11 protein-coding genes and 1 pseudogene are annotated in these 16921 nt (G+C 59.7%); all 12 read left to right on the plus strand.

All coding sequences use genetic code 11. From position 1 onward, the window contains the following. Positions 1 to 85: 85 nt before the first annotated feature. The 12 genes and pseudogenes from ABIE53_RS25970 to ABIE53_RS26025 all read left to right on the plus strand — a co-directional run bounded on the left by ABIE53_RS25970 (position 86) and on the right by ABIE53_RS26025 (position 16918). On the plus strand, positions 86 to 2596 hold the full coding sequence (locus tag ABIE53_RS25970) for a type VI secretion system Vgr family protein (protein ID WP_310074876.1): 2511 nt from the start codon (positions 86 to 88) through the stop codon (positions 2594 to 2596). Positions 2597 to 2598: 2 nt separating this feature from the next. Further along, positions 2599 to 4572, plus strand: coding sequence for a phospholipase D-like domain-containing protein (locus ABIE53_RS25975; RefSeq protein WP_192699282.1), 1974 nt, complete (start codon positions 2599 to 2601; stop codon positions 4570 to 4572). Positions 4573 to 4575: 3 nt separating this feature from the next. Next, positions 4576 to 5853 (plus strand): SEL1-like repeat protein, encoded by a 1278-nt coding sequence (locus ABIE53_RS25980; RefSeq protein ID WP_502922742.1) that lies wholly within the window; start codon positions 4576 to 4578, stop codon positions 5851 to 5853. 120 nt (positions 5854 to 5973) lie between these two features. Continuing rightward, positions 5974 to 7116: pseudogene (locus ABIE53_RS25985) on the plus strand (SEL1-like repeat protein); the annotation flags it as partial. Positions 7117 to 7467: 351 nt separating this feature from the next. Continuing rightward, positions 7468 to 8361, plus strand: a complete 894-nt coding sequence (cyoA, locus tag ABIE53_RS25990) for a ubiquinol oxidase subunit II (RefSeq protein WP_192699279.1) — start codon at positions 7468 to 7470, stop codon at positions 8359 to 8361. A 3-nt stretch (positions 8362 to 8364) separates the two neighbouring features. Continuing rightward, positions 8365 to 10371: a cytochrome o ubiquinol oxidase subunit I gene (gene cyoB / locus ABIE53_RS25995; RefSeq protein WP_192699278.1), complete on the plus strand. Its 2007-nt coding sequence runs from the start codon at positions 8365 to 8367 to the stop codon at positions 10369 to 10371. Positions 10372 to 10374: 3 nt separating this feature from the next. Next, positions 10375 to 10983, plus strand: a complete 609-nt coding sequence (cyoC, locus tag ABIE53_RS26000) for a cytochrome o ubiquinol oxidase subunit III (protein ID WP_192699277.1) — start codon at positions 10375 to 10377, stop codon at positions 10981 to 10983. After that, positions 10984 to 11316, plus strand: coding sequence for a cytochrome o ubiquinol oxidase subunit IV (gene cyoD / locus ABIE53_RS26005; protein ID WP_192699276.1), 333 nt, complete (start codon positions 10984 to 10986; stop codon positions 11314 to 11316). 19 nt (positions 11317 to 11335) lie between these two features. Further along, positions 11336 to 13270 (plus strand): type IV pili methyl-accepting chemotaxis transducer N-terminal domain-containing protein, encoded by a 1935-nt coding sequence (locus tag ABIE53_RS26010; RefSeq protein WP_192699275.1) that lies wholly within the window; start codon positions 11336 to 11338, stop codon positions 13268 to 13270. Beyond that, entirely contained in the window at positions 13267 to 13989 is a 723-nt protein-coding gene (locus tag ABIE53_RS26015) for a response regulator (RefSeq protein ID WP_192699274.1), read from the plus strand. Before ABIE53_RS26010 ends, ABIE53_RS26015 begins: the two co-directional genes overlap by 4 nt. Before the next feature lie 170 nt (positions 13990 to 14159). After that, the gene (locus ABIE53_RS26020) at positions 14160 to 15482 is read left to right on the plus strand and encodes an MFS transporter (protein ID WP_192699273.1); all 1323 of its coding nucleotides are present in this window, start codon (positions 14160 to 14162) and stop codon (positions 15480 to 15482) included. Next, on the plus strand, positions 15479 to 16918 hold the full coding sequence (locus ABIE53_RS26025; protein WP_192699272.1) for a NarK family nitrate/nitrite MFS transporter: 1440 nt from the start codon (positions 15479 to 15481) through the stop codon (positions 16916 to 16918). Before ABIE53_RS26020 ends, ABIE53_RS26025 begins: the two co-directional genes overlap by 4 nt. Positions 16919 to 16921 lie beyond the last annotated feature (3 nt).

Raw genomic sequence — 16921 nt, forward strand, 5'->3', positions numbered from 1 at the left:
GGGACGCCAGGCGTATTTTCTCGACGTGCCCGGCACGGACAGCGCGGCGGCGCTCTCGGTCGTGTCATTCACGGTAACCGAAAAGATGGGCGCACCGACCGAAGTGTGCATCGAGTTGACCCACCCGCAGCCGCTCGCGCGCGCCGAATACCTCAGCCGCGATGCGTCATTTTCGATCGTGCCGGACGACGGTGCACCCCGGAAATTCTCAGGCTTCATTGCGCGGTTTTCGACGGTTCAAACGACGAAAGATTTCATCAAGTATCAGGTTGTCCTGAAGTCACGCATCGGGCGGCTCGAGGCCGTCACCCGGAACCGGATATTCCAGCACGCGAGCACGCCCGAGATTATCGCGGCGATCGTTCGCGGTCACGGGCTGAGGGAACATCAATTCCTGTTCCGTCTGCGCGGGCAGTACCGCAAGCATCTGTTGCGCATGCAGCACCAGATGAGCGACCTTGCGTATGTGCACATGCTCGCAGAGAAGGCGGGCCTGTACTTCTATATCGTGGAAACGGAATACGGCGACCAGGTTGTAGTGGGCGACGACGTCGACCATTACATTTACGAAAGTCCGCAACGCATTCTGCCCTACCGCGAAGCGGCGGGACTCGAAGCGGGCGGCGTCGAGGCGGTAACGGCGGTAAAGACGCATACCGTGACCGTGCCGCAATCGTTCACGGTCGCGGACTACAACCCGCATCAGGCCTGGGAGCGTTTTCGCGACACGTCCAACGTTGCGCCCGACGATTCCACGACCTACGGCCAGCCCTACGTCTACGGCACGCACCATCTGGACCAGGCGGGCGCGAAGTGGGAAGCGCAATTGCGGCATGAAGCGGCCATCGCCTGGCAGGTAGTTTATGAAGGTGAAAGCAATCTGCTGGCGTTGCAACCGGGCTATGTGCTGGAAACAGACATCGTCTTGCCCGATGCCCCCAAGGGCCAGCTGATCGTCGAGGTCACGCATAGCGGCGCGCGCGATGCATCCTATACGAACAGCTACCGGGCGATTCCCGCCGACCGTCGATTCCGGCTCAAGCTCGAGCCGCAAACCTGGGCCAAAGTGACCGGCACACTCAGCGCGCGTGTGACGAGCCCGGACAAATACACCTACGCATACGTCGATAAAAACGGCCACTACACGGTCCGTTTCGATTCCGATTTCGAAACGTGGCCGAATGGCGGCGAGAGCGTACCGCTGCGGCTGGCAAAGCCGTTCGCGGGCAAGCTGCAAACCGGCATGCACTTCCCCGCGCTGGACGATGCAGAAGCGGTGATTACCTGCCGGGACGGCGATCCGGACAAGCCCGAAATCATCGCGTTCCACCACCACAGCCAGGCGCGCGATCTCGTCACAAACGACCGGCGCTGGCTCTCGCGCAACATGATCCGCACGCAGGCGAACAACAAGCTGCGCATGGAGGACTGGGCAGGCCAGGAAGGGATCAAGCTCAGTACGGAACACTCGGACAAGTCGCAACTGAATCTCGGTTATCTCGTCAACAGCAAGCTCGAATACCGGGGTGAAGGCTATGAACTGAGGTCATCGGGTTATGGGGTGAATCGCGCGGGCAAGGGTCTGATGGTCACGACTTACGACCGCCCTGCTGCCACTGGCAAGCAGCTCGACATGCAGGAAACTATCGCGCAGCTTGAGAGCGCGCTGGAGCTTGCAAAGGTGCTGGCCAGTTCGGCCACCAGCGCGAAAGCTGAGCCGGCCCACACCGATGCGCAGCGGCAGATGAAGGAGGATTTCGACGGCCTGAAGAAGCCGGGACTGCTGATGAGCACGCCCGCGTCGGCGGGTATCGTCGCGGGTGGTGGCGTGCAGTTCGCGGCGCAGGGCGATATCAGCACGGTGGCCGGCAAGAACGCCGACTGGAGCGTGCTGAAGCGCTTCACGGTCGCAGCGGGCGAGAACATCTCACTGTTCGCACAGCAACTCGGCAGCAAGATTTTTGCGGCCAAAGGCCCCGTCGAAATTCAGGCACAGAGCGATGCCATGTCGTTGCTGGCCGCACAAGACCTGACGATGGCGAGCGTCAACGGCACTGTGCGCATCAGTGCGAAGAAGGAACTCACGCTCGAGTCAGGCGGCGCGTTCATCCAGTTGAAGGACGGCAGCATCACGCTGGGCGGCCCGCTCGATCTGTTCATCAAGACCATTACGGTCCAGAAGCAGGGGAAAGCGTCGCTGAACATGCCGCTGGACCTGAACCATCCGTCGCTGGCCGGTATGCCAACCGTGCCGCTGACGGTAAATACAGCGGCATCTCCGGCGACGAGAGCGGTCATCCCGGCCGGCATGCCCTACGAGCTTTTCGCTGGCGGCGCGCTGGTGAAGCACGGTGTATTCGATGAGACCGGACTGCTTCAAATCGATCACCATCCCACGACTCGGCAATATACGCTGAAGCTCGCAAACGGCGTGAGCTACGCGATTGCCGTGGCCGAGCAATACCGGGGCAACGCTGATAACGGAGCGCTCGCCAATCGGGGCATTCCGTTTCATGAAGGCCAGCCTGGGGCAGTTGATCGTGCGGAACACCGCACCGGTTACAACAAGCTGCTCAATCCTGATACGGACTTCTGATCGTGACACAACAACCATCCATTACCGTACCGATTGCGCTGTCCTGCACCGCAGGCGCGACTATCACGCTGCCGTGGTTTGTGCAGAAGACGGAATACAACCCGGCGACGGCGACATTCAGACCGTTGGTGAACGGTGAAGAAGCCTTTGGAACGATATATGACGCGATCCTGAATGCGAAGCGCTGTGTCGATATCATCTGCTGGGGCTTCCAGCCATCGATGTATTTCAGGCGTGGCAGCAACGACACGGTGCCAATCGGGCAGCTACTCGCGCGAAAAGGCGCGGATGGTGTTCGCGTGCGATTGCTCTGCTGGATGGACGACTTGCACGTTGCAGAGTGGAGCGAGAACAATATGCCGGGGAACAATGTCGCGACGATGCTCAAGCCATATATGCCGGACTGGCTCCTGTCGATGCCTGGCATGTCGATGGTTTCTCGGGACTACCAGAAGAACTTTGAGCGCGAATTTGATCTGGAATGGTATCGGCGGGCCAACCTGAGCAACGTCACAAAGGGGCGTCTGATGCGTCGGTTGCCATTCGCGGCCACGCAGGAAGCGTTTGAAGGCATCGAATTCGCCACGCGCGATTTCAGTTTCACTAATCGCGCCGAAATCGCATACCGCACGGCGTTTCATGGCAAGGATTCTCGGCGAAGCGCATACACGACGACACAGAACAGCGTCTCCATGGGCGCTACAGAGCCGACGCATCACCAGAAGATGGTGCTAGTCGACTACGAAATGCCCGATCAGGCAGTCGGCTTCGTCATGGGACACAACATGCTCGACACGTACTGGGATCGCGACGATCACAGCTATATACGCATGCATCCGAGAATGGGGCGTAACGGCGAGCACCCCCGGGAAGACATGTCGAGCCGCGTAAGCGGTCCCATCCTTGAATACCTGAACCTCAACTTCTGCCAGGCGTGGGACGATGCCACTGGCCAGACACTCACCCAGACGCGGGCGCCCCTGGCGAAGCAGTTGAAGTTGCGCCGCGACTTCGACACCCCGGTGATGGCGCAGATCGTACGCACGCAGTCGCAGAAGGGGAAGAAGGACATTGAGGCGCTGTACCTTCAGGCGGCGAATAACGCCACAAAGTTCATCTACATCGAGAATCAGTATTTCCGGTATGTGCCGCTGGCGGAGAAGATCAAGCAGGCTGTTTCCGCTCAGACGTGTGGCGGACGGGACGCGGGCAAACACGGGTCGATCTACCTGTTCGTAGTAACGAATTCCAACGACGAAGGTATCGGCGTTGGGACAGTCAATACATACCGGATGCTGGATTCGCTTGGCTGCGCACACCAGCTTCCGGGGGTGGCGACACTCGAACGCGAAGATGCACGGCAAGCCGCATTGAAGCAGGATTACGCGGCGGCGATAGAGCAGCAAAACCAGGCGAGCCGGGAGATCAGTGGCGCATACCAGATTCCGGGTTATGCCGATTCGTCGGCGGGCGAGAAAAGCCTTGCGCAATCGCAACAGAAGCTGACGCAGGCAAAAGCAAAGCGGGCTGATCTGGAAAAGCAGATGAAAGCGCCACCGCAGGTGGTGGTGCCCGGCAACATACCCGGCCTGAAGGTGCATGTGTGCACGCTGGTTGCCCCCGACTCGCCCCCGGGGAAATGGGACTATGTGTATGTGCATGCGAAGCTGATGGTGGTGGACGATGTGTTCATGACACTGGGTTCGGCGAACGTCAACATACGCAGCATGGAAGCCGACAGCGAACTAAACATCTGCCACGAGAACATGGCCGTGACGCAGCCACTGCGTAGGCGGCTGTGGAATTTGCATACCAAGGGCTTCAAGGATGGCGCATCGGATTCGCCGGATGCGGCGTTTAAAGCGTGGACATATATCGTCAACCAGAATGCGAGAAATCAGAAAAGTGGATTGGCACCCATTGCCTCGTTGGTCGGCTTCATGCGCACGTCGAGTGACCGCAGCTATGCGGACTGACCCATGAACCGGATGCATCTGCTTGTTCCACTATTCATTCTGCTTTGTGCCTGTACCCATAAGGACAACCCGATGGCTTCTCTTCCCGACATGAGCGCCGTGCGCGCCAACCTTGCATTCACCTGTGTTCACGAAGCGGACCGTCTACCGCCGCTCGATCCGCGGGCCGATGCGCTGTTCAGCTACGGCCGCCACGTGCAAAAGCAGGATGGACCAAAGGATTTCAATGCAGTTGCGCGCTATTACCGTATCGCAGCGGCCTGGGGCCACTACAAGGCAAATCACAACCTGCAACTGCTGGTTTCGCAAGGGCTGGCCGACTCGCCCGATGCACCGAAGGAAACGGTTGACCTTGCCGCGCAGCTGGTCCAGCAGGGCGTACCGGGTGGCTACTTCGACATCGGGCATTACCTGGAGATCGGCTACGGGTTGAAACAGGACAGTGAAATGGCGTTGCGGTATTTCCGCAAGGCGGCTGACCTTGGCAGTCCTGAAGCACAGTATTACGTCGCAGACCTGCTTTCGCCGCGGGACAAGGCTCCTGAAATTTCGCGACAGATGACGCGATGTGCAACAAACCAGGGATACGGCAACGCTGCAAACTATCTCGGCATAGATCTGAAAACTGACAAGCTATATTCGGAGGCCATTATTGCATTTCAGAAGGGAGTGGCGGCAGGTGACACACAGTCCGCCTTCGCTTTGCAACATGGATTCGATACCACCCCCTCAGACGAACTCTATTACCTCGGGCAAACTAAAGATCCCGAGCGTTCGCGTCGTTACAAGCTAATCGGTGAGTTCATCGACGCCAACGATGGCCGCAATCCAAAGGTGCCAGACATCGACCAGATCGTCCCGCTGCCGCCAGCGAAGCTGCCTCCTTGGGACGGCACGTTCCAGTGGCAGAAGGAGCAGGACGCGGCTGAGCCGCCACAGAAGCCCGCCGAAGCGCTGGTCACAAAACTGGCCCGTGAGAAGAACCTCGATCCGGCAACGGGACTACCCGTTGCACCCGCCAAAAGCGCAAAGGATGAGCGTGTGCCGTTGGGGACGGTTGCCCGCACGGGGCAGGTATGTCCGCAAGACGGGCTGTGGACTGTGCAGCGATTCGCGGACGTTTCCTGTGATGCGACGCGCCGCTTCAGGAAAGGCGAGACGATGCCACAACTCGCGCTGAACGATCCCCGTCCCATTCCTGGTCTCGACTGGCTGCTCGGCATGCGCAAGTATCGGAGCGACAGGGAATGGACTCTCAAGGCTTACATCGACCAGGCGTAGTGAGATGGAAAATTTCGCTCGAGCTTTACTCGGAGTAACTGGTGCGCTCCGTTTATTCATCCATTGCCCCAGACTCGCCCCCGGGCAAATGGGACTGCATCTAGCTATGCGGACCGAGCCATGACCCGGAGACGCCTGCTTGTTCTGCTGTTAACCGTGCTCTGTGCGTGCACCCATAAGGAGAACACGTTAGCTTCGCTTCCCGACATGAGCGCCGTGCGCGCCAACCTTGCATTCACCTGTGTTCACGAAGTGGACCATCTGCCGCCACTCGATCAGCAAGCCGATGCACTGTTCAGTTACGGTCGCTATCTGCAAAAGCAGGATGGACCAAAGGATTTCAACGCGGTTGCGCGTTATTACCGTATCGCAGTGGCCTGGGGCCACTACAAGGCGAATCACAACCTGCAACTGCTGGTTTCACAGGGGCTGGCCGATTCGCCCGATGCACCGAAGGAAACGGTTGACCTTGCCGCGCGGCTGGTCCAGAAGGGCGTACCGGGTGGCTACTTCGACATCGGGCATTACCTGGAGATCGGCTACGGGTTGAAACAGGACAGTGAAATGGCGTTGCGGTATTTCCGCAAGGCGGCTGACCTTGGCAGTCCTGAAGCACAGTATTACGTCGCAGACCTGCTTTCACCGCGGGACAAGGCTCAGGAAATTTCGCGACAGATGATGGAGTGTGCATCCGGTCAGGAATATGGGAAAGCGGCGAACTATCTTGGCATAGATTTATCAACCAACAAGCTATATCCAGATGCCATCGAGGCATTCCAGATAGGGGTGGCGGCTGGAAACACTCAATCGGCATCCTTTTTAAAGAATGCATTCGATACCGAGCCATCTGACGCGCTTTATTACGTGGGATTGCAGAAGGACTCCGAGCGGTCAAGCCGCTACGAATTGATCTGGGAATTCCTCAACAACAACGACGGCCGCAATCCAAAGGTGCCAGACATCGACCAGATCGTCCCGCTGCCGCCAGCGAAGCTGCCTCCTTGGGACGGCACGTTCCAGTGGCAGAAGGAGCAGGACGCGGCTCAGCCACCACAGAAGCCCGCGGAAAAACTGGTCACAAAACTGGCCCGTGAGAAGAACCTCGATCCGGCAACGGGACTACCCGTTGCACCCGCCAAAAGCGCAAAGGATGAGCGTGTGCCGTTGGGGACGGTTGCCCGCACGGGGCAGGTATGTCCGCAAGACGGGCTGTTGACTGTGCAGCGATTCGCGGACGTTTCTTGTGACGCGCCGCGCCGCTTCGCGGTCTCCGCCTGCTGCAGCCAAATCAGGCGCAACACGTCCGCCTGATAGGCAGGCGCCACGGCGTCGAGCTTCTTCATGAACCTGGCGCGTGACCTCTTTGAAGGTCAGTGCCGCCGTCGCGATCCCGGCGAGCTTTCTGCTCGCAATCGCGTTCCTCGGCCACTCCCTTCCCCCTCCCCAGCACCGCCCAACTCGCCCGCCCACCCCACCTCTGCACGTAGCTTGTCCAGGATCATGTTCCCGATCCCGCCGCACTCTTAGAATTCCACAGCGCATGAAGTAGTGGTCTGGTCTTCATGGCGAGAACATTGTGTAGCGTTTCAGATCGGTCCACGGAAATCAGCAGATATGGTGAATAAAAAGACCTTTGAACGGGTATTGATACCCTTGGGGGCTGGGCTCTCCGCGTGCCTTTCGGGGTGCAGCAATCTCGAGCTGCTCGATCCGAAAGGCAGTATCGGCATGGCGGAGAAGTCGCTGATCAGTACGGCGACAATGGCCATGCTGCTAGTCGTCGTGCCGGTGATCGTCATGATCATCGTGTTTGCCTGGCGTTATCGCGCGAGCAATCACAACGCGACGTACGCACCGAAGTGGGCGCACTCCACCGCGATCGAAACAGTGGTGTGGACCGTACCCACGCTCATCATTCTGTTCCTCGGCATTCTGACCTGGAACACCACGCACGAACTGGACCCTTACCGGCCGATCGAATCGGCGGTCAAGCCGATCAAAGTCGAAGTCGTCGCGCTCGACTGGAAGTGGCTCTTCATCTATCCCGAACTCGGCGTTGCGTCGGTCAATCAGCTTGCAGTACCCGTGGGTACGCCGATCGATTTTAGAATCACGTCCGATTCGGTGATGAATTCATTCTTCATTCCGCAACTCGGAAGCCAGATCTACGCAATGGCGGGCATGCAAACGCGGCTGCATCTGATCGCCGACCACGCGGGCGATTACGCCGGCATTTCCGCGAATTTCAGCGGCAAGGGCTTTTCGGACATGAAGTTCCGCACGCTTGCTGTCACGCCCGCGCAGTTCGACGCATGGGTCGACAAAGCGAAAGCGTCGCCGCGCCGGCTCGATATGAACGAGTACAACTCGGTGTCGAAACCCAGCGAGAAGGAACCGGTCGGCTATTTCTCGTCGGTCGATTCGAGACTCTTCAACAACATCATTGCGAAGTACAACAACGGTAATGTTCTTGATCCGCAAAACAGCAATTGCCGCACAAAGGGTTAGCACATGCTCGGAAATCTGACACTCTCCGCGATCCCGTTCGATCAGCCCATCATCATGGGCGCGGGCGCACTGATGCTCGTCATGGTGCTTGCGGTAGTCGCGACACTGACCCGCCTTCACAAATGGAAATGGCTCTGGCACGAGTGGCTGACCAGCGTCGACCATAAGAAGATCGGCGTGATGTACATCGTCGTTGCCGTGCTGATGCTCGTGCGCGGTTTCGTCGATGCAGTCATGATGCGCCTGCAGCTTGCACTCGCCTATCATTCGCCAGGCTACCTGCCGCCGCATCACTACGATCAGATCTTCACCGCGCACGGCGTCATCATGATCTTCTTCATGGCGATGGCGTTAATGGTCGGCCTCTTCAATCTCGTCGTGCCGTTGCAAATCGGCGCGCGCGACGTCGCGTTCCCGTTCCTCAATTCGCTCAGTTTCTGGATGACCGCGATCAGCGCGATCCTGATGAATCTGTCGCTCGTGGTCGGTGAGTTCGCGCAGGTCGGTTGGCTCGCGTATCCGCCGCTCTCGGAGTTGCAGTTCAGTCCTGGCGTCGGCGTCGACTATTACATATGGAGTCTGCAACTGTCCGGCGTCGGCACGCTGATCACGGCAATCAACTTCTTCGTGACGATCGTGCGGATGCGCGCGCCCGGCATGACGCTGATGAAAATGCCCGTATTCACGTGGACCGCACTGTGCTCTAACGTGCTGATCATGGCCACGTTCCCGATCCTGACGGTGGCGCTCGCGCTACTCGGCCTCGACCGCTACATGGGCATGCACTTCTTCACGAATGAAGCAGGCGGCAACGCCATGCTGTATCTGAATCTGATCTGGGCATGGGGACATCCTGAAGTCTATATCCTCGTGCTGCCGGCATTCGGCATCTATTCGGAAGTGATTGCGACGTTCTCGAAGAAGCCGCTATTCGGTTACCGGACGATGGTCTATGCAACCTGCGCGATCATGGTGCTCGCATTCCTCGTGTGGCTGCATCACTTCTTCACGATGGGTTCCGGCGCGGACGTCAATGCGTTTTTCGGCATCATGACAATGGTGATTGCCATTCCAACTGGCGTGAAAATATTCAACTGGCTGTTCACGATTTATCGCGGACGGCTGGAGTTCTCCGCGCCGGTTCTGTGGACGATCGGCTTCATGATTACATTCACGATCGGCGGCATGACCGGCGTGATGATGGCGATTCCCGGCGTGGACTTCGTATTGCATAACAGCCTCGTTCTGATTGCCCACTTTCATAACGCGATCATCGGCGGCGTGGTGTTCGGTTACCTGGCCGGTTTCCACTACTGGTTCCCGAAAGCGTTCGGTTTCAAGCTCAATGAGAAGCTCGGCAAGTGCGCGTTCTGGTTCTGGTTCGTGGGGTTCTACGCTTCGTTCATGCCGCTCTATGTACTCGGTTTCATGGGCATGACGCGGCGCCTGAATCACTATGACAATCCGGCGTGGCATCCGTGGCTGATTGCCGCCGCGTGCGGCGTCGTGTTGATCGCTATCGGCGTCGTGTTTCAGGTGGCCCAAGTGTGGGTCAGTGTCGCGAACCGCAACAAGCCCGAGTATCGCGACATGACGGGCGATCCCTGGGACGGCCGTACGCTCGAATGGGCGACGTCATCGCCGCCGCCGGTCTATAACTTCGCGATCATTCCGACAGTGCACGAGCTCGACGCTTATACGCACATGAAGGAAACCGCGAGCGGCCACGCGAAAACGCCGGTGTATCGCGACATCCATATGCCGTCGAATACGAGTGCCGGTTTGTTGATCGGTATGTTCAGCCTCGTGCTCGGATTTGCCGGCGTCTGGCATATCACGTGGCTGGCGGTCGCCGCGCTGCTCGCAATCGTCGCGACGCTGATCGTGCGCAGCTTCGGCGATAACGACGGCTATTACATTCCCGCGGAAAAAGTGCGGGAAATAGAAAGCAAGCGTGGCCCTGCGGCCGCACCGGTGAATAACCGCGAACTGGAAGCTGTGGAGGCCTGATTCATGTCGAACAATACACTCTCCGTTTCGCTCGATGGCGGACACGGCAATCACGGTTCATCGGACACGGTGTTCGGCTTCTGGCTGTATCTGATGACCGATTGCGTGCTGTTCGCTTCGCTCTTCGCGGTATTCGCCGTGATGTCGAATCAGTTCGCGGGCGGCCCATCGGGCAAGGATCTGTTCGACATCGGCGGCGTCGCGGTCGAGACCGCCGCGCTGCTGTTGAGCAGCATCACATACGGCTTCGCGATGCTTGCCGCGCGTCGCGGCAAATCCACTGCGGTACTCGCCTGGCTCGCGGTGACGTTCGTGCTCGGTCTTGCGTTTCTCGCTCTGGAAATGCGCGAGTTCTCGCATCTGATCGCCGAGGGCGCCGGGCCGGCCCGCAGTGCGTTCCTGTCGGCGTTCTTCACACTGGTGGGCACGCACGGCTTGCACGTCACCGTGGGTCTCGTATGGATGGCAGTGCTCGCGGTGCAGATCTTACGCGGCCCTGGATTGTCGGAGCGCCAGTTCACACGTCTCGCGTGTTTAAGTCTCTTCTGGCACTTCCTCGACATTGTGTGGATCTGCGTCTTTTCGTTCGTCTATCTGGGGAGCGTGCTGTAAATGGCTCACATGCAATCACTTTCAGTGGATCAAGGTCACGGCAGTCTGCGCGGTTATCTCGCCGGCTTCGTACTGTCGGTTGTGTTGACCGCGGCTGCTTTCTGGCTTGTCATGCACGGCGCTTTCCCGGCGCAGACCGCGATGATCGCGCTCTCCGTTCTTGCCTTCGTGCAGATTGTCGTGCATCTCGTGTTCTTTCTGCATATCGACATGTCAGCCGGGCAGCGCTGGAATGTCATGGCATTGGCCTATACGGCATTGGCTGCGCTGTTCCTGATCGGCGGGACGGTGTGGGTCATGCATAACGTCAGTATGAATATGATGTCCCGATAGGGTAGACGTCGGAAGCCTTGTGCGCCCCGTCTCTTCGTGGCCGCTCACCACCAAGCTTGCGGTCGTCGTCGCGACCTTGCTTGCACTTGCGCTGGCATCCATCGGCGTGACGTTGTGGATCACGTTGCAACTGGACGGCGGCGCGGCCGCCATCAACGAAGCGGGCCGCATGCGCATGCAGACTTATCGCGCGGCGCTGATGTTGCGCGAAGCGCCCGAGCGCATCGACGCGTTGGCTACGCAATTCGATAGGAGTCTCGAACTATTGCGCGTCGGCGATCCGGCGCGTCCGCTGTCGGTGCCTTGGAACGACGAAGCTCGCGCGCGTTTTGCTAACGTGCAACGGCAGTGGCAGGCATTGCGGCCCATCTGGATCGATGCGGCGAAGGCGCGCGACGCGCCATCGTCCGCATCCACCGACGTACTGCGCGAAGCGAACACCTTCGTCGAGATGATCGACGCGTTCGACACGTCGATAGAAGCGCAACTCGCGCGCTGGACGTCGATTCTCAACGTTGTGCAGATTGCGCTGCTCGTGCTGGCGATCGGCAGTGCATGGGCGCTGCTGTACATCGGCCATCTGCTTGTACTCGAGCCCGTGTCGCGTTTGACCGGCGGCCTCGCTCGCATCGAGGAGGGCGATTTCTCGATGCGCGTGCAAGTCGCGTCACACGACGAGTTCGGTCAGTTGTCGGCCGGCTTTAACCGCATGGCCCGCAATCTTCAGCAGTTTTATGCGGAGCTTGAACAAAAAGTCAGCGAGAAGACTGCAAGCCTCGAAACCGAGCGCGCGCGGCTTGCGGCGCTCTACGAAATCAGCGCGTTCGCGGCTGAGGCCAGCACGCTCGACGTATTGGCGCACGGTTTCGCGCGACGCATGCGGGGCATTGCGGGAGCCGATTCGGTCGCGATCCGCTGGTCCGACGAGGGCAACGAACGGTATCTGCTATTGGGAAGCGACGGCTTGCCGCGCTTCATGATCGAAGACGAGCAGTGCCTGACCTCGCGTAGCTGTCTATGCGGCGAGCCGCGCACCGAACCGGGCGCGCGCGTGATTCCGGTTCTCGCCGAAGGTGCAGCGATTCTCGGCCACTGCGCGCGCGCCGGTTACGCGACGCTCGTGTCGGTGCCCGTGATTTTGCATCAGCGTCCGCTCGGCGAAATCGATCTCTTCTTCAGCGACGAAATAGCGTTGTCCGCGCAAGACCGCGATCTGTTCGACGCGCTCTCGAGTCACCTTGCAACCGCAATGGAAAACCTGCGCGTCACGGCGCTCGAGCGCGAAGCGGCGGTTTCCGGCGAACGTGCGTTGCTCGCGAGCGAACTGCACGACTCGATCGCGCAGTCGCTCGCGTTCCTAAAAATCCAGGTGCAATTGCTGCGCGATGCGTTGCCCGCGCATACGGATGCGTCGGTTGCACGAATCGTCGACGAACTCGATGCAGGCGTGCGCGAGAGTACCGGCGACGTCCGCGAACTGCTGGTTCACTTTCGCACTCGCGGAAATGCAGAGGACATGGAGCCCGCATTACGAACGACGTTGCGCAAGTTCGAGCATCAAACGGGACTGACTACGCATTTGTCGATGCAAGGTCATGGCTTGCCGCTCGACGCCGATGTCAAGGTGCAAGTCCTGCACGTATTGCAGGAAGCGCTGTCGAACGTGCGCAAACATGCTCGCGCGCGTGAAGTGTGGCTTGAGGTGCAGCAGACTCCGGCGTGGAGCTTCGAGGTACGCGACGACGGTCAGGGCTTCGATGCCGCACGCGATACGCTCGGCGAGACGCATGTCGGCATGCGCATCATGCGCGAGCGGGCCGCGCGCATCGGCGCGCGGGTGGTGGTCGAATCGGTGCCGGGCGAGGGCACTTGTGTGACGTTGACGTTGCCGCAGCATCGCGGAGACACGTGTATGCGGACTAACCAACCGGTTTACAAGGGCAGAACGATATGACTGCAATCCGCTTGCTCGTCGTCGACGATCACACGTTGTTCCGGCGTGGCCTGATCGCGCTGCTCGGCCAGGACGCGCGTTTTAGCGTGGCCGGCGAAGCTGCCGACGCAGGCGAAGCGCAACGCCGCGCGAGCGAGCTGCAACCCGACGTGATCCTGCTCGACAATCATCTGCCGGGCGTGAACGGCGTGGACGCACTGAACGATCTGCGTGAAGCCGCGCCTCACGCGCGCATTCTGATGCTCACTGTTAGCGAGGACGAGCGCGACCTCGGCGCCGCGCTGCGCGCGGGCGCGCGCGGCTATCTGCTGAAAACGGTCGATGCCGAGGCGCTCGCGGATTCGATCGTGCGTACCATGCGCGACGAGTCCGTCGTAAGCCCGGAGATGACGGGCAAGCTGGTGCAAGCCTATCGCGCGATGGCGAACGCAGGCGAGGGCGACGCCAGTTCAATCACCGATGATGATCCTGCAACGCTCAAGCCCGAAGCGCAACATGGCTCCGAGCCTGAGCCCGCGCTGTCGATACGCGAGCAGGAAATCCTCACCTACATCGCGCGCGGCGCGAGCAATAAGGAAATTGCTCGCGCGCTTGCCATTTCGGAAACGACGGTCAAGATCCACGTCCAGCACATTCTGCGCAAACTGAAGCTGACTTCGCGAGTGCAGGCCGCGGTGTATGCAACGGTCAATGCAATCGGTCGGCCTACGGCTGCATAGCATCAACTCAACGCTATCAACTTCCACCCATAGTTCGAAAGAACTACGTCTTGCCTAAAAGTAGTTAGTCCGCGGTAGTTCTTTTGCCGCGCTGAGACCCTCCATTCGAAGGATGTTCGCGAATGCGGTGAGAGTCCAAAGTCGATGTCATGAAAAGCGGAGTTCGTTTCATGACACAGACATCGACAGCAACCGACGGCCCATCTCGCCGGCGCGCCTTGTCCGTGCTGATCGCCAGCACGCTCGCATTCACGGTGTGCTTCATGGTGTGGATGATGTTCGCCGTCGTGGGCATTCCGCTGCGCCGTTCGCTGCATCTGAACGAGACCGAGTTCGGCGTGCTCGCCGCATTGCCGGTGCTCACCGGTTCGCTGGTGCGCGTGCCGCTCGGCATCTGGACCGACCGCTATGGCGGCCGCATTGTCATGACCGCGTTGATGCTCGCCACGGCGCCCGCGATCTGGCTGATGAGCTATGCCACCGCCTATTGGCAGCTACTCGTGATCGGTCTCTTCGTCGGCCTTGCGGGCGGCTCGTTTTCGGTCGGCACGCCCTACGTGGCGCGCTGGTTTCCGCCAGAGAAGCGCGGCCTCGCGATGGGTGTTTTCGGCGCGGGCAATTCCGGCGCGGCGGTGAACAAGTTCGTTGCGCCCGCAATCGTCGTCGCATTCGGCTGGGCGATGGTCCCTCAGGTCTACGCGGTAATCATGCTGGCCACGGCCGTGGTGTTCTGGATTCTCAGCAGCAGCGACCCGTCGCATCTGGTCTCGCAGAACGTGCGTTTCGTCGACCAGTTGCGCGCGTTGAAAGACCCGACGGTGCTCAAGTACTGCCAGTACTACAGCATCGTATTCGGCGGTTACGTTGCGCTGTCTCTGTGGATGGTGCAGTACTACGTCGGCGAATATGGTCTCGATCTTCGCGTCGCGGCGCTGCTCGCCGCGTGCTTCTCCCTGCCGGGCGGCGTGCTGCGCGCGGTGGGCGGCTGGCTCTCCGACCGTTATGGCGCGCACCGCGTGACGTGGTGGGTGATGTGGGTGAGCTGGGTGTGCCTGTTCCTGCTCAGCTATCCGCGCACGCATTTGATCATTACCACGGTGAACGGCGCTAAAGGCTTCGACATCGGCCTCAACGTGATCGGTTTCACGGTGCTGATGTTCGTACTCGGCATCGCATTCGCGTTCGGCAAGGCCAGCGTCTTCAAGTACATCGGCGACGAGTACCCGGACAACATCGGCACGATTTCCGGCATCGTCGGGCTCGCCGGCGGCCTGGGCGGCTTTCTGCTGCCGATTCTCTTCGGCCTGCTGGTCGACTTCACCGGCATTCGTTCGAGCGCCTTCATGCTGCTTTACGGCGTGGTGTGGGTCTCGCTCATCTGGATGTATTTCACCGAAGTTCGCACGAAAGACGTACTCGCGGCAACTCCGCCCGTCTCGTCGGAACAGCCTATGCGAACTGTCGGCTCTCAACCTGCGGAAACGGAATCATGAATATCTCGACAGCACGCGCGCGGGCCGGCCGCACGCTGAAGATCTGGACACCCGAAGATAAAGCATTCTGGCGGCGCGAAGGCGAAGCCGTCGCGAAGCTCAATCTATGGATATCGGTGCCGGCGCTCTTTTTCGCCTTCGTCATCTGGCAAATGTGGAGCGTGGTGGCGGTGAGCTTGCCGTCGCTTGGATTTAATTATTCGACCAATCAACTGTTCTGGCTCGCGGCCGCGCCCGCATTGTCCGGCGCGACGTTGCGCATCTTCTATTCGTTCATGGTGCCGATATTCGGCGGGCGGCGCTGGACCACGATCTCCACCGCGTCGCTGTTGATTCCCGCAATCGGTATCGGCTTCGCGGTGCAGGACAACACGACAAGCTATCCGACGATGCTGCTGCTTGCGCTGTTATGCGGCCTCGGCGGCGCCAACTTCAGTTCGAGCATGGCCAACATCAGTTTCTTTTTCCCGAAGGAACGCAAAGGTTCTGCGCTCGGCGTGAATGGCGGGCTTGGCAATCTCGGCGTGTCGGCGGTGCAATTCCTGTCGCCGCTCGTGGTAACGGCGGGCATGCTCGGCATCTTCGGCGGCGAGCCGCAGACGCTCGTCAAGGCCGGGCACACGTCGCAAGTGTGGATGCAGAATGCGGCGTTTATCTGGGTACCGTGTATCGTCATTTCAACGCTTGCCGCATGGTTCGGAATGAACGATCTCGCCGATGTGAAGGCGTCGTTCGCTGCGCAGGCGACCATTTTTAGAAGCCGTCATAACTGGCTGATGTGCACGCTGTATCTCGGCACCTTCGGCTCGTTTATCGGCTATGGAGCCGGCTTTCCATTGCTTATCAAGAGCCAGTTTCCCGGCGTGAATCCGCTGACGTATGCATGGCTTGGGCCGTTCGTCGGTGCACTCATCAGGCCGTTCGGCGGATGGCTCGCGGACCGGCTCGGCGGCGCGCGCGTGACGCTGTGGAATTTCGTCGTGATGGCGCTCGCGGTCGTCGGCGTTCTGTACTTTCTGCCAAAGACGGGCGGCTCGTCGTTCTCGCTCGCCTGGGGTCCGCGCGATGGCAGCTTCACAGGCTTCTTTGCGATGTTCCTGCTGCTCTTTCTCACGACCGGCATCGGCAACGGTTCGACGTTCCGCATGATTCCGGTGATCTTTTCGAATCTGCGCCTGTGTGGCGTGCCCGCGGGCGATGCGAATGCGCTCGCCGATGCGACACGTGAAGGCAGTACCGAAGGCGCGGCCGCAATTGGTTTTGCAGGCGCAATCGGCGCGTACGGCGGGTTCTTTATTCCGAAGAGTTATGGCAGTTCCATTCTGATGACCGGCGGCCCGGAACTCGCGTTGTACTGCTTCGTTGTTTTCTATTTGCTGTGTATTGTGCTTACGTGGTGGTTCTACGCGCGGCGCAATGCGGGCATGCCGTGTTAATCG

Origin of the sequence: Paraburkholderia sp. OAS925, from assembly GCF_040543975.1 — a bacterium.
In the GTDB taxonomy this organism is placed as follows: Bacteria; Pseudomonadota; Gammaproteobacteria; order Burkholderiales; family Burkholderiaceae; genus Paraburkholderia; species Paraburkholderia graminis.